The organism is Polaromonas eurypsychrophila (assembly GCF_014641715.1).
Taxonomy (GTDB): domain Bacteria; phylum Pseudomonadota; class Gammaproteobacteria; order Burkholderiales; family Burkholderiaceae_C; genus Polaromonas; species Polaromonas eurypsychrophila.
Window position 1 is genome coordinate 106,089 of sequence record NZ_BMIG01000014.1, and the last position, 15,295, is coordinate 121,383.

The following is a 15,295-nucleotide window of genomic DNA, read 5'->3' on the forward strand; positions in this document are numbered from 1 at the left end:
GCCGGGCACCGGTTTGCCCTCAGCCCCGGCCTGCCTACCATCAAATCATTCGTCACCAGGAGCCTTCCATGTTTTCCAGCCATTTGCCCAAAGTCCACACCGTGCCGCGCGAATACATTTTTGCCGGCGCAGGGCTGTTGTTGGTGGTCAGCTTGCTGATCGGCATGGCGATGGTGGCCAACGGCCAGGTGGAAAAGGCCGAACTGCGTGAATCCATGCTGGCATCGCAGCGGACCGCGATGGTTCAGTGCATGGAAACGCTCGGTGGCGCGCAACTCAACAAATGCATGATCCAAGCGCAAGCCGCGCTCGATGTTGGCGGCCGTACCACCACGCTGGCGGATAACAGTGGCAATTTCAGTCGCAGCACTGCGGTAGCGGCTGGCAGTAGCCAGGGATTCATGCCGGTTTCGTTCAGCACGCACCGTTAGCCGTTCTGGCGACGGCCGGGCGAGGCATAAATGCGGTTAGCATGACCGCCATGAAATGGTCCCGCCTGATTCAACCGCGCAACCCCCTGTTCTGGATCATGTTGGCACTCAATGCCTTGTCAGCCGCGCTGGCCTGGATTGTGCAAAACCGCCCCCTCAATACCGTTGCGATGATTGTGGTGGCTATGTTTGCGCTGTGCAACGCGCTGATGGGCACCTGGCTTATATGGCGCTTGCTGCGCGACCCGCCTGAAGCGCCCAAATCTGCCGTTTAACTGATTGCGCCCGCGCCTTGGGCGATGTCTTGTGGCGTAGCCAATGCGGTGGCAACGAGTAGCCGCAGGCCGCGTTCCAGCTCCTCGATTCTCATGCTGGGCTGGCCCTGTTCGGGCAGCCAGGGCACATGGACAAAGCCGCCGCGCACGCGCTTGAAGCCGCGGCACGTGGCGAGGTGGTGCATCAATCCGTAAAACACATGGTTGCAGACGAAGGTGCCGGCCGTTTGCGACACCTCGGCGGGAATGCCCTCGCCCTGCAGCGCCAACAGCATGGCCTTGATCGGCAGCGTCGTGAAATAGGCCGCCGGTCCGCCGGCTACTACCGGCGTGTCCACCGGTTGGGCGGCAGCGTTGTCTGCAATGCGCGCGTCGTTGACATTGATGGCGATGCGCTCCAGCGAGATTGCCGCCCGGCCGCCGGCCTGACCGACGCAAATCACGAGGGCAGGTTTGTGGGTGCGCAGCAAACGCTCAAGCTCGACCAGCGAAGCGCCAAATACCGTGGGAAGCTGCGCCGCCACGACCTGGTGGCCGCCCATGCGCCGGCCTTGCAGCGCCTTGACGGCCAGCCAGCTCGGGTTCAGGCGCTCGCCCCCGAACGGATCAAAACCGGTCAGCAAGACCGTGGGAAGCGGCTGAGCCGTGCCAGTTGTACGCATGCCCCTATTGTGCGCAGCTTGTATGAACCGTGCTCTGGACCCCGGGGGGTTTTGGCTACCATGGGTACATGACTATTTCCGCGCCACTGGCCGGCCTTGTGGCCGATATTTCCCAAGCTCGCCTGCAGGCCCGTCCGGTTAACTGGCCGCCGAATGTACCTGCCGATTTGCCAGCCGCCTACGCCGCTGCATTGGCTGTGCGTTCCGAGCGTATCGCTGCGGGTGAGAAAGCTGCTGGCTACAAGGTTGGGTTCACCAACCGCACGATCTGGCCGCGTTACGGGGTGTATGCGCCGATCTGGGGAACGGTCTGGCAAAGCACCTTGAGCCGCGTTGACGCGGGGGGACAGAACGTCGGCGTGGTATCGCTGGCGGGGCTATGCGAGCCGCGCATCGAGCCCGAGATTGTGTTCGGCTTGCGTGCCGCGCCGGTGCCGGGTTGTACCTTGACGCAACTGGTCGATGCGATTGACTGGATAGCGCATGGTTTTGAGATTGTGCACACCCATTTTTCGGGCTGGAAGTTCAGCGCTGCCCAAGCGGTAGCTGACGAAGGCCTGCACGGCCGGCTGCTGGTGGGGCGACCGGTCGAACTGCCGCGCGGCACCGCGCCGGACTTGCTGGCACAGGCGCTGTCCGGCATCCGGCTCAAGCTGTATGGAGACGGCGTACTGAAAGACGAGGGAACCGGGGCCAATGTGCTGGATGGCCCCTTGCAGGCGCTGCTGCATTTTGTCAATGAGCTGCGCGCGCTTCCGGGAGCGCCGTTGCTGCAGGCAGGCGATGTGATCACCACGGGCACCCTGACCGACGCCTGGCCGGTTTTGCCGGGCCAGACCTGGCACACCGAACTGGAAGGCTCAGGCCCGGTCGCCGGCCAGCTCAAGGGCCTTTCGGTGCGTCTTGACTAGGGCCTGTTCCCTACTTGTACAAGTGCGCTCACTCCGGGTTGCGGCCAAAAAGGCCATGCGCAATGTTGCAAAGCCTTGCCGGGCGCCAGCCCGGCTGCATTTTGCGCCTCACGCATGCCCTTTTTGACTCGCAACGCATCATGCATAAATAGGGGGAACAGGCCCAGGCCTATTTCCGGATCACCGCACCAGTTTCCCGGTCGAATTTGACGTGGCGGACCTGCCCGTTCTGGCCCGGAAAACTGTCGAACACCGCGCGCACCAGATAGGGCGCCATGGTGGGCAGCGTGGCTTGGCCTTCGTACACCGCGTGTGATTCAAACACCGCGCGCGGCTGACCTGGCGGGCTGCCCTGGTTATCAAGTATGCGCAGGTTGATCTGGTTAAATTGCACGGTGTAAGCGACCAGCCGGTCGCCAAGGTAAGCCGGGCCAAAGCGGCTGGGCGCCCAGTAACCCGGAAACACCTGGCCGGCCGCATTGCGGTAGGGTGGGTAGAACACCAGCCGATCATCGTAAATGGGTTGGCGGTAGGTGCGGTCTTGCGGCTGGCTGATCCAGCCCAGCTCTACCAGCAGACGCGCGGCCTGCCCGGGCGGCGCGCGCTGCAGGCCCAGTTTTTTGAGTTCCTGCTCGGCATAGGCCTGGTAAGTCGCCAGTTCCAGCTCGGGTGGCGGCTGCGACGCGCTGGACCGTGGCTTGATGAAGGTGAAGTTGCTGCCGGTCGCGTCTGACGGCCACTGGTTGAAATTGCTGACCTGGGTGACGATGGGGCTGGCGCATGCTGTAAGCACGGTCGCCACAAGTACAGCCAGCCAAACGCGCAAGTGGGGGAAGGTAATCATCATGGATAGACATTTTGAATCAGGAAATTGTTCCCCGGGCGCCGCGCCGGCTCAAGTAAAGTCACTTCCCGCACCCGCTCGGCCATTTAAACCTACTGAAAGCTTCACATGAAATGGGAAGGCAACCGCCAGTCGGACAATGTTGAAGATCGCCGCAGCTCAGGCTCCGGATTTGGCGGGGGCGGCATGCTGGGCGGCCGCAGCCTAGGCATAGGCACCATCGTGGTGGCGCTGGTGGGCGGCTGGATCTTCGGCATCAACCCGATGACCATCCTGAGCATGCTCAGCGGCGGCTCACCGGCGCAGGTGCAGCAGGGCCCGGCCCAGCGCCCGCCCGCCGATGACAAGATGGCCGGGTTTGTCTCGACCGTACTGGCCGACACCGAAGACGTCTGGAAAGATGTGTTTGCCAAGGGCGGTAGCACCTACCAGGAACCGTCGCTGGTGCTGTTTCGCGGCGCCACGCAGACCGCCTGCGGTCAGGGCCAGGCGGCAATGGGGCCGTTTTACTGTCCGGCCGACCAGAAGGTTTATATCGACCTCGGGTTTTACGAAACCCTGCAGAAAAGGCTGGGCGCACCCGGTGACTTTGCCCAGGCCTATGTGATTGCCCACGAGGTCGGCCACCATGTGCAGAACCTGCTTGGCATTACCGGCAAGATGGACCAGATGCGCGGCCGCATCAGCAAGGTCGAGTACAACGCAATGAGCGTCAAGCTCGAACTGCAGGCCGACTGTTTTGCCGGCGTCTGGGCCAACCATGCGCAGCGCGCCCGCGCCATCCTGGAGCAGGGCGATGTCGAGGAAGCCATGAATGCAGCAGCCAAGATCGGCGACGATGCGTTGCAGGGCGGCGGCGGCAAGATCGTGCCTGAAAGCTTTACCCACGGGACCAGTGCCCAGCGGGCGCGCTGGTTCAACAACGGGCTGCAACAGGGCAGCGTCAAGGCCTGTGACACCTTCAATGCCCGAAATTTGTAAGAAATCGCACTCTAGCCCATACCCAGCGGCCGTAATCCGCTATCAAATTGGTAGCGTACCGTGATTCGTCCGCAGTCTGGCGCGGCGTGACCGGCGCGCCATCGGGGTGTTGTTTTGCATTTGGCAGGTGTTTTCGCCCAAAGTGCGACAATGGGGGCCTGAGGAAGCTCTGCACGCGCCCTGCGATCAGTGATCGCGCTCCGGCGGTTTGCGGCGTTACCTTTGCCACCAGCCCTGCTGTTGGCTCCCAACGCGCCCCGGCAAACCCGTCCCGGCCCGCGCGACCATCCGCTACCTACCTACGCTGGAGTTACGTCGGGCTTTCCTTATGACATCCTCTTTTTCCAACCTCTCGCTGGCCGAACCGCTGGCCCGTGCCGTCGCCGAGATGGGCTACGAAACCATGACCCCGATCCAGGAGCAGGCCATCCCGGTCGTCCTGCAAGGCAGGGACGTGATGGGCGCCGCGCAAACCGGCACCGGCAAAACCGCAGCTTTTGCGCTGCCGCTGCTGCAGCGCATGATGAAGCACGAGAACGCCTCGACCTCGCCGGCGCGGCACCCGGTGCGTGCGCTGGTGCTGCTTCCCACACGTGAACTGGCTGTGCAGGTGGCCGAGCAGGTCAAGTTCTACGCCAAGTACACCAACCTGAACAGCGCGGTGGTGTTTGGCGGCATGGACATGAAGCCGCAAACCGCTGAGCTGAAAAAAGGCGTCGAAGTGCTGGTCGCCACGCCGGGCCGGCTGCTCGACCACATCGAAGCCAAAAACGCGGTGCTCAACCAGGTCGAGTATGTGGTGCTCGATGAAGCCGACCGAATGCTGGACATCGGCTTTTTGCCCGACCTCCAGCGCATCCTGAGCTACCTGCCCAAGCAGCGCATCACCCTGCTGTTCTCGGCGACTTTTTCACCCGAGATCAAGCGCCTGGCGTCCAGCTTCCTGCAGGACCCGGTGACGATTGAAGTGGCGCGTTCCAACGCCACGGCCTCGACCGTCGAGCAGCATTTCTACAGCGTCGGCGCCGACGACAAGCGCCGCGCGCTGCACCAGATCCTCAAGGCCCGAGGCATCAAGCAGGCCTTTGTGTTCGTCAACAGCAAGCTCGGCTGCGCGCGGCTGGCCCGCTCGCTGGAGCGCGAAGGCCTCAAAACCACAGCGCTGCATGGCGACAAAAGCCAGGACGAACGCCTCAAGGCCCTTGACGCGTTCAAAAAGGGCGAAGTCGATTTGCTGGTGTGTACCGATGTCGCCGCCCGCGGCCTGGACATCAAGGATGTGCCGGCGGTGTTCAACTTCGACGTGCCGTTCAACGCCGAAGACTACGTGCACCGCATTGGCCGCACCGGCCGTGCCGGCGCATCTGGCTTGGCCGTGAGTTTTGCCGCCAGCAGCGACCAGCGTCTGGTCACCGACATTGAAAAGCTGATCAAAACCAAGATCGAAATCGAGCCGATGGAGTTCGAGGAAGACCAGCCTCGCAAGGAACAGGGCCGTATCAACGACGGGCGCCGCATGTACCGCGAGACCGGCGAGCAGGCGCCGCGTGAAGCCGATGCGGCTCCACGCGAGCGCCGTGAGCCGCGTGAGCGTCGCGAATACGCGCCGCGCCCGGCTGCGCGCGATCCATTTTTCGACAAACCTTACGAATCGACGTTGGCCCCCGAGGCCCAGCCGGCCTGGGAGGAAGCTGCCAAAAGCACGTCCTCACGTAGCAGTGTGTCGGCCAACATCAAGCCCAAGAAAAAAGTCGCCGCGCTGTTCAAGACTGCAGCTTAGGCAAGCGCTGAGGCTGCGCACTGCGGGACAGGCGTCGACAAGAGCCTACTTTTTGCCGCGTGGGTGTCTGATGCCCAAGGCCTGCGACAGCCCTTAGACTGTATACATGTTTTTTCCGTCGGCCGGCTCGCGCCCGGCATCTTTCCTGTCCCCCCTGCTGGATCTGTTTCGGCCCATCAAGCGCGCTGTGGTGCTCTGGATAGACGCCGATGGCCTGCGCATGAGTGCGGCCATGTCGTTTTACGGCATCCTGAGTCTGGCGCCGCTGCTGGTACTGCTGGTGGCCGTGCTCGGCTGGTGGCTGGACCGCAGCTACATCGAATCCAGCCTGGTGCGTCAGATCGCCGACGTGATCGGCGAGCAGGGCGCGCAGATGGTGCAGCAGGCGCTGACCAGCGCGCAAAAACCGGCCGACGGCCTGCTCGCCTCGCTGATTGCGTTTGGCCTGTTGCTGTCCGGCGCCACCGGTGTGTTTGCCGAGCTGCAAGACGCTTTCGAGCGACTGTGGCGGCGCGACACCGGCGAGGTGCCCAGGCAGAAGTGGTGGTACAGCGCCTCGCTGCGTCTGCGCGGCATTGCCTACATCCTGGCCTTTGGCTTTTTGCTGCTGACTTCGCTGGCGATTTCTGCCTTGCTGACCTTTCTCACCGGTTGGGCCGGCGGCTACCTGCCGCTCGAAAAAGTGGCGCTGGCGGTCAATGAGCTGGTTTCCATGGCCTTTTGCGCCGCGCTGTTTGTTGCGCTGATGCGCATGAGCGCCGGGCCCAAACCGCAGCTTCGCTACCTGGTTATGGGCGGCGTCGCAGGCGGCATTTTATTTTCGCTCGGCAAGTACCTGATGGCGCTGTATCTGTCCACCGCCGCTGTGGTGTCTGCCTACGGCGCGGCTGGCTCGCTGGTGGTGCTGCTGATGTGGATTTACTTTTCATCGGCGGTGCTGCTGCTGTCGGCCAGCGTGGCGCGCAGCCTGTCCGACGAAGCCGCCCTGCACGCGGCCAAGAAGGCGGAGAAGCCGGAAACAGGGTCCCCGACAAGTCAAAAATGCTATTGAATTAATAGCTGCTTGCGCCTGCCCGGTATGGGCTGGAGGCTCAAAAGGCTTGAAACTTCTACCCTGGTGCCTGCGACTGCTCGCAGTTCACCGTGACCAGCCGATAACGACCCGGCGCATCACTTAGCCGTGCGGCTGTCAGGCAGCCGCCCCAGACACAACCGGTGTCCAGCGGCAAGGTGTTGGCCAGCAGGCCGCCCCCCGCCGCCGCCGTTTCGGTACCCAGTGTGGACCAGTGGCCAAACGCGATGGGCACGTCGGTGGTCTGTCGGCCCGGCAGCTCAAACCAGGGCAGGTAGCCAGGCAGTGCGGTTTGTGTTCCGCCACTGCTGGCAAATTCCATGGTGCCGTCAGCCGTGCAAAAACGCATGCGTGTCAGTGCATTGACGATGATGCGCAGACGTTCGGCGCCGGCCAGCGAATCGTCCCAGCGATCCGGCGTGTTGCCATACATGCCTTGCAGAAAACCGGCCAGGTCAGGCCCGCGCAACGCGCGTTCGACCTCGCCCGCCAGTGCCAGTGTCTGCGCGACGCTCCATTGCGGCAGCACACCGGCATGGACCATCAGCCAGCCGTGCGCAAACATCGCCATGCTGCGATGCCGCAGCCAGTCGAGCAGTGCCTCGCTGTCGGGTGCGTTCAGCACCTGCTGCACGGTGTCGCCGCGATGCGGCTTGCGCAGGCCGTGGCGGATGCCGAGCAGGTTCAGATCGTGGTTGCCAAGCAGGCATTGCGCCGCGTCGCCCAGTTGTTCAAGGCTGCGCAGCACCGCCAGCGAGTCCGGCCCGCGGTTGACCAGGTCGCCGAGCAGGTAGAGCGTGTCGCGGCTGGGGGAGAAGTCAAGCTTGCGCAGCAGGCGCTGCAGGGGTTCATGACAACCCTGCAGGTCGCCAATCATGTAAAGTGCCATGTGTTCATTCTGCCTCCGGATCCATGGATTTCATCCTCATTGCCTTTTTGACGCTGCTTAACGGCGTCTTCGCCATGTCGGAGCTGGCGCTGGCCTCCAGCCGCAAGGCCAGGCTCAATGCCATGTCGGAGTCGGGTGACAAGGGGGCCCGCGCGGCGCTGACGCTGCTGGACAATCCGACCCAGTTTTTGTCATCGGTGCAGGTTGGCATCACCTCCATCGGCATGCTCAACGGCATCATCGGCGAGGCGGCTTTCAGCGACGACCTGTCGGCGTGGATACAGTCCTTCGGCGCGTCCGTGCGTGCAGCCGACATTTCGGCGACGGCTCTGGTGGTGACCATCATCACCTTTATCACCATCGTGTTTGGCGAACTGGTGCCCAAGCGCATCGGCCAGCTTTATCCTGAAACCGTCGCGCGCCTGGTCTCACGGCCCATGATGTGGGTGGCCACTGGCGCCAAGCCTTTTGTGCGCCTGCTGTCCTTCAGCACCCATGCCGTGCTTAAGCTGCTGCGGGTGGACAACGCCGGCGAGCGCACCGTGACCGACGAGGAAATTGCTGCCAGCCTTGAGGAAGGCCTGGACGCTGGCCTGATTGAGGAGCACGAACACCAGATGGTGCAAAACGTGTTTTTGCTTGACGACCGGCTGCTTACATCGCTGATGCTTCCGCGTTCTGACATTGAGTGGATAGACGCCAACGACACCGTGGCCCAGGCGATTGCCAAGGCCGGTGCCACCGGGCATTCGTGGTACCCGGTGTGCCGCGGCAGCCTCGACGATGTGGTCGGAGTGGTGAACGTCGCCAAGCTGTTGGCGCTGCGCGGCCAGATCGAGCCGGTGGGTGACAACACCGGCACGGGCACTACGCCGACTCTGGCCGACCGCATTGATGTTTACGCCATTGCGGCCGTGTTTGTCCCTGAAACCCTGACCGGTATGGAACTGCTTGAGCAATTTCGCAAGCGCTCCACCCGCATCGTGTTTGTGGTTGACGAATACGGCGTGGTACAGGGCTTGATGACGCCGATGGACATGTTAGAGGCGATTACCGGCGAGTTGCAGCCTGGCGCTCAGGTCGATGCCTGGGCCACCCAGCGGCCCGACGGCAGCTGGCTGATTGACGGCGTGATGCCGGTGTCCGAATTGAAAGCCCGGCTGGACATCAAAGACCTGCCCGATGAGGACAAGGGGCGCTACAACACCGTGGCCGGCTTGCTGCAAAGCGTGTCGGGGCGGCTGCTGGCTGTCGGTGAGCGCGTCGAGGCGGCGGACTGGCTCTTTGAAGTGCTGGATCTGGACGGCAAACGCATCGACAAGGTGCTGGCGAGCATCATCCCCGACGCGCGGCCTCTGAAAAACGAGTCGGCTTAAAACCTGGCGGCTAAGGCCGGGTGGTGGGACTGGCCGGCTTGACCGCCGGGGCCACAGTGATCATCACCTCGTTGCCGCCGCCAAACCCTGAGCCCTGCATCTGCACCGGGGCGATGCGTTCCGCCTTGGTGAAGGTCTGCAGGCTCAGTTTCGAAAAACAACTTGAAGTCAGCGTCCAGCCGGCGCCCGACATGCTGTCACTGCGCAGCCGGCGACGGGCCACGGCGGACGCTGTATCCTGAAGCAGTCCGACATTTACCGAGGAACGTCCATGCCCAGCATCCGCCGTTTTGTCCTGGCCCTGTTTATGCTTGCTGCGGTGGCCTGTTCATGGCTCGCGCCGCTGGATGCGCCAGCGATGCAGCAGGTCGATGCCGGCCTGAAGCGCGCCTTGATCAGTTTTGCCACGGCGCGCGCTCTCAATGCCGTGATCTCGGTGGCACAGGGCACCGCACTGTCAGTGCAGCCGCTGGGCGTGGGTGTCACGCTCACGCCGGGCCAGTTGCTCGACCCGGTCAACGACCTGGTGGAAAAGTTCTCGACGCTGATGCTGGCGGCCAGTGTGGCTTTTGGTGTGCAGAAGGCGCTGATCGCCATGGGCGGCTACTGGGTGATCTCGCTGGCGCTGACCGCCGTGGCGCTGGGCTGGGCGGGGATGCATTTCAGGCGGCAGGTGCCGCCGGCGTGGCTCTCGCGCACGCTGGTGATTTTGCTGATGCTGCGCTTCGCGATTCCCGTGGTGACCCTGGGCACTGATTTGCTGTGGCAAAAATTCCTGGCGCCCGACTACGCAGCCAGCCAATTGCAGATCGACACCTCATCGACCCAGGCCGCCCGGCTCGGGCCGCCCGTGGCGGCGCCGGAGAATCCGGGTGTGCTTGACCGCATGAAGGGCTGGCTGTCCGACAACGCCGATGTGAAGGCGCGCTTTGAGGCCCTGAAGCTGGCAGCCGAGCAGGCCACTGATCACATCATCCGGCTGATCGTGATCTTTTTGCTGCAGACTTTGGTGATTCCCTTGCTATTGCTCTGGGCGTTGTATGCTCTTGCCAGAAGCGTGTTTGAGCGGGCCGGGCGCTGGCCTGAACCCGCACTGCAAAGCCCGTGAATCAGGCTGAGGCAGCTTGGCACCGTAAGATAGGTGTTTCTTTTATGTGGACAAAGGCCCATGCCCAATATAGCAAGCGTTTTGAAAGAAGAAATCGCCCGCGTCTCCCGCAAGGAAGCGCGCGCTGAAACTCAGCAACTCAAAAAGTCCTCGGCCCACTTCCGGTCGGACATCGCCGCGTTGAAGCGGCGCATTGCCGCGCTCGAACAACTGGTCGGACGCCTGGGCAAAGCCGCAGGCAAAAAGCCGGCGAAGGCCTCGACTGACGAGCCAGCGGGCTCCTTCCGTTTCAGCGCCAGCGGCTTGCTGGCGCAGAGAAAACGCCTGGGTTTGTCAGCGGCTGAAGCCGGCCGCCTGCTTGGCGTATCGGACCAGTCGGTCTACAAATGGGAAAACGGTAAAACACGCCCCCGCGCCAGCCAGTTTGCGGCGATTGCCGAGCTGCGAAGCCTGAGTAAAAAACAGGCTGCAGTGCGCCTGACCGCCTGACGCGCGTGGCTCCCATTTCGCCTACTTGTCATGCGTAAAAATCCTGAACGTCTACAGGCCCTGAAAAGCCTTGCACTGCTGGATACCGGCGCCGAGGTGGCGTACGACGACCTGACCCGCACGCTTGCCCAGACCTTCGATGTCCCCATTGCCCTGGTGAACCTGCTGGACGCGGATCGCGACTGGTTCAAGGCCTGTATTGGTGTGTCCCTCATGGAGTCACCGGTCGAGACTTCGTTTTGCGAAATCTTTTTTCATTGTGATGATGATCTGCTAGTGATCCCGGACACCGCTGCCGACCCGATCTTTGCTTCGCACCCGCTGGTGGTGGGCGCGCCTTTCATCCGTTTCTACGCTTCCGCGCGGCTGGCCTTCGAAGGGCATACCGTCGGCACGTTGTGCATTTATGACGTTCAACCCAAGCAGGTGTCAGCGGAGCAGGTCGAAACATTGAAGGTATTGCGCTTGGCGACCATGGAAACATTTGCCCAGCGCACGCGGGCTGCCTGAGATGGATATTTACAGCAAAGGCGGTCTGGTCAGCGCCTACTGCAAGAAACCCTGAATTTTGGGCTTCTCCGTGTGATGCGCGCGACCTATGCAGTAGGCAATCAGGTCGCCCAATTCCGTGGATTTGTCAAAGACCGCATTGGCGCCCAGCAAGCGGCAATGTGTCAGCAAGGATGAAGTCGGGTGGTTGGTCATGACCAGCACATCCTGTATCTCAGGGCGCTTGAGGCAATGCCGCAATACGCCTGCGCCCGTGCCTTCCCGCAGAAAAAGGTCTACCAGCGCAATGTCCCAGCCTACCGGATTGCGTTCGAACCATTCCCTGGCTTCGGTTTCGGTTTCCGCGAACCCAACCCAGTCGATGCTTAACTCTTCCGACAAGGTCATCATCAACTGCTTGCGCATGGAGCCGCTGTCCTCTACCAAATAAACCCTCAGAACCAAGTTGTTCCCCTCAAGTGGCTCGCCTATTTCGACGGCTGGCAAACTTCCAACTCTCACCACAATACAGGGGCACGAGGGCCGGCCTGTAGGTTAGCGGCTCCACGTATGTCGGACGGGGCTTACGGCTTGATTCTTCCGGGGCGCGGCTTGCGTTAAGCTGCGCGCCATGGATTCACTGACCCAAATTGCACTGGGCTCCGCCGTGGGTGTGGCTGTGATGGGCCGGCGCACCGCCGTGTGGAAGGCCGCCCTGTGGGGCGCCGTCGGCGGTACACTGCCCGACCTGGACGCCTTCATCAACCACGGCAACGCGGTGCTCAACATGACGCTGCACCGCGCTGAAAGCCACGCGCTGTTCTGGCTCACGCTGCTTGCGCCATTTCTGGCCTGGCTTGTCTCGCGTATTCACGGTGAGCCGGCGCTGTTCAAGCGCTGGTGGCTGGCGCTCTGGCTGGTACTCATCACACACCCGCTGCTCGACGTGATGACGGTGTACGGCACGCAACTGCTGCTGCCTTTCACCAACTACCCTTATGGTGTCGGCAGCGTGTTCATCATCGACCCGCTCTACACCGTGCCGCTGATCGTCGGCGTGGTGGCGGCACTGCGGCTGAAAAGCACGCGAGGCCTGCGCTGGAATGCCGCCGGTCTGGTGCTCAGCAGCCTGTATCTGGTCTGGAGCGTGGTGGCGCAGCAGCAGGCCACGCAGGTGGCGCGAAGTTCGTTGCAGCAGCAAGGCCTTGCCGTTGATGCACTGCTGGTAACGCCCGCGCCCTTCAACACGTTGCTGTGGCGGCTGGTGGCGATGACACCGACGCACTATCTCGAAGGCCACTACTCGCTGCTCGACAAATCACCGCGCATCACCTGGACCGCCTACGACCGCGGCGGGGCGCTGGCCGCGCAACACGCGCGGCATCCGTATGTCGCACGTATCGCCGCCTTCAGTCATGGCTTTTACCGGGTGTCTGAAACTGATGGCCACCTGTTTGTGACCGACCTGCGCATGGGGCAGGAGCCGGCTTATACCTTCAACTTCGACCTCGGCATCGCCGAGGTGCGCGCCGGTCTGAACTACGTACCGATGCTGAAAAGCGCGCGGCCGAATATCGCCACGGCGCTGCCTTGGCTGTGGCGGCGCATGTGGGGCGATCCGGTACCGCCACCACGCTGAATTTGCCCGCTACTTTATTGATAGCTGCTCTCGCCCGCCAGTCTTGGCCTGGAAGCCGATTTGTCTAAAAAATCAGCGAATGTGTGGAAGGCTTCGGCTTGCGGACATTCACTGCTCAATCTGCAAGCCGGTGTCGCTGACGAGCTTTTTCCACTTGATTACCTCGGCTTTGAGAAAGCTTCCGAATTGCGCGGGCGTCACCGGGGTCGGCTCGGCCGCCATCTCGTGCAGGCGCGCCTGGATGTCAGGCAGAGCCAACGCATCGTTCAGCGCCTTGTTCAGCCGCGCCACCACAGCCTCGGGCGTTTTGGCCGGTGCGCACAGGCCCCACCACTGGATGGCGCTGAAACCTGCAAAGCCCTGTTCGGCCACCGTGGAGACATCGGGAAGCATCGGGTCGCGCTTGACGGAAGCCACAGCCAGCGCGCGCAGCTTGCCGGCCTTGATGTGGGGCAGGGCAGTCGTCAGGCTGGGAAACATCGCCTCCACCTGACCACCCAGCAAGTCCTGCATGGCAGGCGCCGCGCCCTTGTAAGGCACATGAACCAAGTCCACCTTCGCCTGGTTCTCCAGGTACTCCATGATCAGGTGGGTGGCCGAACCAGCACCCGCCGATGAAAAGCTCAGGCTGCCGGGTTTGGCCCGCGCCAGCGCCAAAAACTCCTGCAGGTTCTTCGCTTTCGACTTGTCGCTGACCACCAGCACATTCGAGGTTTGCGCCATCATGCCCACCGGCGCAAAGTCGGCGATCGGGTCGTACTTGAGCTTCAGCACCGCCGGGTTGGTGCTGTGCGTCGCCACAAAACACTGCATCAGCGTGTAGCCATCCGGCGCCGCCCGCGCGACGTCCATGGCCGCGATTGAACCCGAGGCGCCGGCCTTGTTCTCGATGATGATGGGCTGGCCCAAGGACTGCGACATCTTCTCACTGACCATGCGTGCCACCGCATCAGCTCCGCCGCCAGGCGCGACCGGCACGATGAGTTTGATGACTTTGTTGGGGAAGGCGATTTGGGCCTGGCTGGGTAATGGCAGTGCCAGCAAGGCGGTAAGTGCGGCGGCCAGGCAAGCCGTGGCTCGGCGATGTGTGGAAGGGCTGTTCATGTCTTGTCTCTGGTTATGTTTGGGCGCTGCTCTTTGTCAGCCCTGATAAGGATAGCAGGAGGTGGGGAAATGTGCTGTTGAATGACATCACGAAGATCGTTGACACGACTTGCAACACACGTTGGCAACGTGGCATAAGGAGGCGGGCACTCCGACGCACGAGCTGCAGCGCTTTGGGGGCTGGAAAACGCAGTCTATGGTGGAGCGGAGATCATCCCAATCATGTGTTTACCTATGAAGGAAGTCCAATCGTCCAAGTGAATACCAAGGCTTGGCGGAAAGCGCTGTTAAGGGCAAATATTCACGACTTCCGCTGGCATGATTTGCGGCATACATTTGCTACTTGGCATCGAGAAGCAGGGACGCCCACACATGAGTTGCAGCGTCTGGGCGGATGGAAAACTCAATCAATGGTAGAGCGATATGCTCACGTCGCGCCTGAGGGATTGCAGATTGCTGCAAACCGGCTAGATACGCTATTTGGATCGCATTCATAGGCCAAAGTGAACTACAAATGAGGCAAAAAATTCCGCCTAAAGTGATGTTTTTGGCGCTGGCCTTGGCGGCCATCTGGGGAACGGTCGCTTCAAGTAACGAGCCGATTTTTCCTCTATTCAGAGGGTCGCGTCTTGAGCCCCTTCTTTATTCACTGGCGTATCCAAATTCGATTATTTTTAACCTATCGATTGGCTACCTCGTCAGCCTAATTTTTTGGCTCTTGATTGTGTACCTGCCTGAGCGCAAGAGGCGACATGTTCTTCGAGTCAATTTGTCTGGGAGGTACAACGACTTTCGGCACGAGGCCATCGCAATTTTTCTCGTCGGATGCAAAGATACTGAGGGGCTTTCACTAAGCCGTGTCCTTAGCCATCATGTGACGTTTAGGCAATTCTTTGAAGCGCAGAACAGTTCTCGTTGGCACGATGTAGTGAATTACCTCCAGAACAATCCCCAGAGGCTCGATGATGTGGTTTTCGAGTTGCAGATGCTCGCTGAAGAAGTTGCCTACGTTCTGACGAAAGTGGATTTTGAAGATCCTGAGGTGCATGCCTTTTTCAAGCGGTTGTGTAACTATGTCTATCGGCTGAAGAGCAGCAGCGATGACTACCATCACCGGGTTAAGCACTTGACACGATTTTTATGGGAGATTTTTACCGCATGGAATCCAAGTGAGGGTCAAAGTGATCTTGCCCCCGAAAAACGTACTCCATAGCTGATGTGAAAATTCAGTAATTGGAGATGAGA

The 15,295-nt window shown here is 61.5% G+C and carries 18 protein-coding genes and 1 pseudogene; 13 read left to right on the forward strand and 6 right to left on the reverse strand.

All coding sequences use genetic code 11. The features are described from left to right. Nucleotides 1-68 precede the first annotated feature (68 nt). A complete protein-coding gene (locus IEX16_RS16565; protein WP_188709597.1) occupies nt 69-431 on the forward strand; it encodes a hypothetical protein in 363 nt (120 codons plus the stop codon). Nucleotides 432-481: 50 nt separating this feature from the next. Further along, a complete protein-coding gene (locus IEX16_RS16570) occupies nt 482-706 on the forward strand; it encodes a hypothetical protein (RefSeq protein ID WP_188709598.1) in 225 nt (74 codons plus the stop codon). On the opposite strand, the gene pcp is transcribed toward IEX16_RS16570, so the two are convergent. Further along, nucleotides 703-1,368, reverse strand: coding sequence for a pyroglutamyl-peptidase I (gene pcp, locus IEX16_RS16575; protein ID WP_188709599.1), 666 nt, complete (start codon nt 1,366-1,368; stop codon nt 703-705). The two genes, IEX16_RS16570 and pcp, sit on opposite strands and share 4 nt — an antisense overlap. Nucleotides 1,369-1,436: 68 nt before the next feature. On the opposite strand from pcp, the gene IEX16_RS16580 reads away from it, so the two are divergent. Beyond that, nucleotides 1,437-2,279 (forward strand): 2-keto-4-pentenoate hydratase, encoded by an 843-nt coding sequence (locus tag IEX16_RS16580; protein WP_188709600.1) that lies wholly within the window; start codon nt 1,437-1,439, stop codon nt 2,277-2,279. A gap of 169 nt (nt 2,280-2,448) precedes the next feature. Here IEX16_RS16580 and IEX16_RS16585 read toward each other — a convergent pair whose 3' ends face one another. Continuing rightward, entirely contained in the window at nt 2,449-3,072 is a 624-nt protein-coding gene (locus IEX16_RS16585; protein ID WP_229676398.1) for a DUF4136 domain-containing protein, read from the reverse strand. Between the two features lie 159 nt (nt 3,073-3,231). Here IEX16_RS16585 and ypfJ point away from each other — a divergent pair, with 159 nt between their 5' ends. The 3 genes from ypfJ to IEX16_RS16600 all read left to right on the forward strand — a co-directional run bounded on the left by ypfJ (nt 3,232) and on the right by IEX16_RS16600 (nt 6,935). Continuing rightward, nucleotides 3,232-4,104 carry a KPN_02809 family neutral zinc metallopeptidase gene (gene ypfJ / locus IEX16_RS16590; protein ID WP_188709602.1) on the forward strand — a complete coding sequence of 291 codons (873 nt, stop codon included), beginning with the start codon at nt 3,232-3,234 and terminating at the stop codon, nt 4,102-4,104. Between the two features lie 328 nt (nt 4,105-4,432). Further along, nucleotides 4,433-5,884: a DEAD/DEAH box helicase gene (locus IEX16_RS16595; protein ID WP_188709603.1), complete on the forward strand. Its 1,452-nt coding sequence runs from the start codon at nt 4,433-4,435 to the stop codon at nt 5,882-5,884. Between the two features lie 106 nt (nt 5,885-5,990). Next, complete coding sequence (locus IEX16_RS16600) at nt 5,991-6,935, forward strand: YihY/virulence factor BrkB family protein (protein ID WP_188709604.1); 945 nt, start codon at nt 5,991-5,993, stop codon at nt 6,933-6,935. A gap of 58 nt (nt 6,936-6,993) precedes the next feature. Here the strand turns inward: IEX16_RS16600 and IEX16_RS16605 are convergent, their stop codons facing one another. Further along, complete coding sequence (locus IEX16_RS16605) at nt 6,994-7,845, reverse strand: symmetrical bis(5'-nucleosyl)-tetraphosphatase (RefSeq protein ID WP_188709605.1); 852 nt, start codon at nt 7,843-7,845, stop codon at nt 6,994-6,996. A gap of 23 nt (nt 7,846-7,868) precedes the next feature. Between IEX16_RS16605 and IEX16_RS16610 the strand changes: the two genes are divergently transcribed. Beyond that, nucleotides 7,869-9,221 (forward strand): hemolysin family protein, encoded by a 1,353-nt coding sequence (locus IEX16_RS16610; RefSeq protein ID WP_188709606.1) that lies wholly within the window; start codon nt 7,869-7,871, stop codon nt 9,219-9,221. Nucleotides 9,222-9,231: 10 nt separating this feature from the next. Here the strand turns inward: IEX16_RS16610 and IEX16_RS16615 are convergent, their stop codons facing one another. After that, a complete protein-coding gene (locus tag IEX16_RS16615) occupies nt 9,232-9,444 on the reverse strand; it encodes a hypothetical protein (protein ID WP_188709607.1) in 213 nt (70 codons plus the stop codon). 48 nt (nt 9,445-9,492) lie between these two features. Here IEX16_RS16615 and IEX16_RS16620 point away from each other — a divergent pair, with 48 nt between their 5' ends. From IEX16_RS16620 to IEX16_RS16630, 3 genes are read left to right on the forward strand one after another with little or no spacing between them, the layout of a single operon-like run. Continuing rightward, on the forward strand, nt 9,493-10,329 hold the full coding sequence (locus IEX16_RS16620) for a hypothetical protein (RefSeq protein ID WP_188709608.1): 837 nt from the start codon (nt 9,493-9,495) through the stop codon (nt 10,327-10,329). A 60-nt stretch (nt 10,330-10,389) separates the two neighbouring features. Then, nucleotides 10,390-10,818 carry a helix-turn-helix domain-containing protein gene (locus IEX16_RS16625; protein WP_188709609.1) on the forward strand — a complete coding sequence of 143 codons (429 nt, stop codon included), beginning with the start codon at nt 10,390-10,392 and terminating at the stop codon, nt 10,816-10,818. Nucleotides 10,819-10,848: 30 nt separating this feature from the next. Continuing rightward, nucleotides 10,849-11,328, forward strand: a complete 480-nt coding sequence (locus IEX16_RS16630) for a GAF domain-containing protein (RefSeq protein WP_188709610.1) — start codon at nt 10,849-10,851, stop codon at nt 11,326-11,328. Between the two features lie 36 nt (nt 11,329-11,364). On the opposite strand, the gene IEX16_RS16635 is transcribed toward IEX16_RS16630, so the two are convergent. Beyond that, complete coding sequence (locus tag IEX16_RS16635) at nt 11,365-11,772, reverse strand: response regulator (RefSeq protein WP_188709611.1); 408 nt, start codon at nt 11,770-11,772, stop codon at nt 11,365-11,367. A 166-nt stretch (nt 11,773-11,938) separates the two neighbouring features. On the opposite strand from IEX16_RS16635, the gene IEX16_RS16640 reads away from it, so the two are divergent. After that, entirely contained in the window at nt 11,939-12,946 is a 1,008-nt protein-coding gene (locus tag IEX16_RS16640) for a metal-dependent hydrolase (protein WP_188709612.1), read from the forward strand. 108 nt (nt 12,947-13,054) lie between these two features. On the opposite strand, the gene IEX16_RS16645 is transcribed toward IEX16_RS16640, so the two are convergent. Further along, nucleotides 13,055-14,050: a Bug family tripartite tricarboxylate transporter substrate binding protein gene (locus IEX16_RS16645; RefSeq protein WP_188709613.1), complete on the reverse strand. Its 996-nt coding sequence runs from the start codon at nt 14,048-14,050 to the stop codon at nt 13,055-13,057. Between the two features lie 206 nt (nt 14,051-14,256). On the opposite strand from IEX16_RS16645, the pseudogene IEX16_RS16650 reads away from it, so the two are divergent. Together IEX16_RS16650 and IEX16_RS16655 are read left to right on the forward strand one after the other, a co-directional pair. Next, a pseudogene (locus tag IEX16_RS16650) lies at nt 14,257-14,547 on the forward strand (tyrosine-type recombinase/integrase); the annotation flags it as partial. A 17-nt stretch (nt 14,548-14,564) separates the two neighbouring features. After that, on the forward strand, nt 14,565-15,263 hold the full coding sequence (locus IEX16_RS16655) for a hypothetical protein (RefSeq protein ID WP_188709614.1): 699 nt from the start codon (nt 14,565-14,567) through the stop codon (nt 15,261-15,263). Nucleotides 15,264-15,295 lie beyond the last annotated feature (32 nt).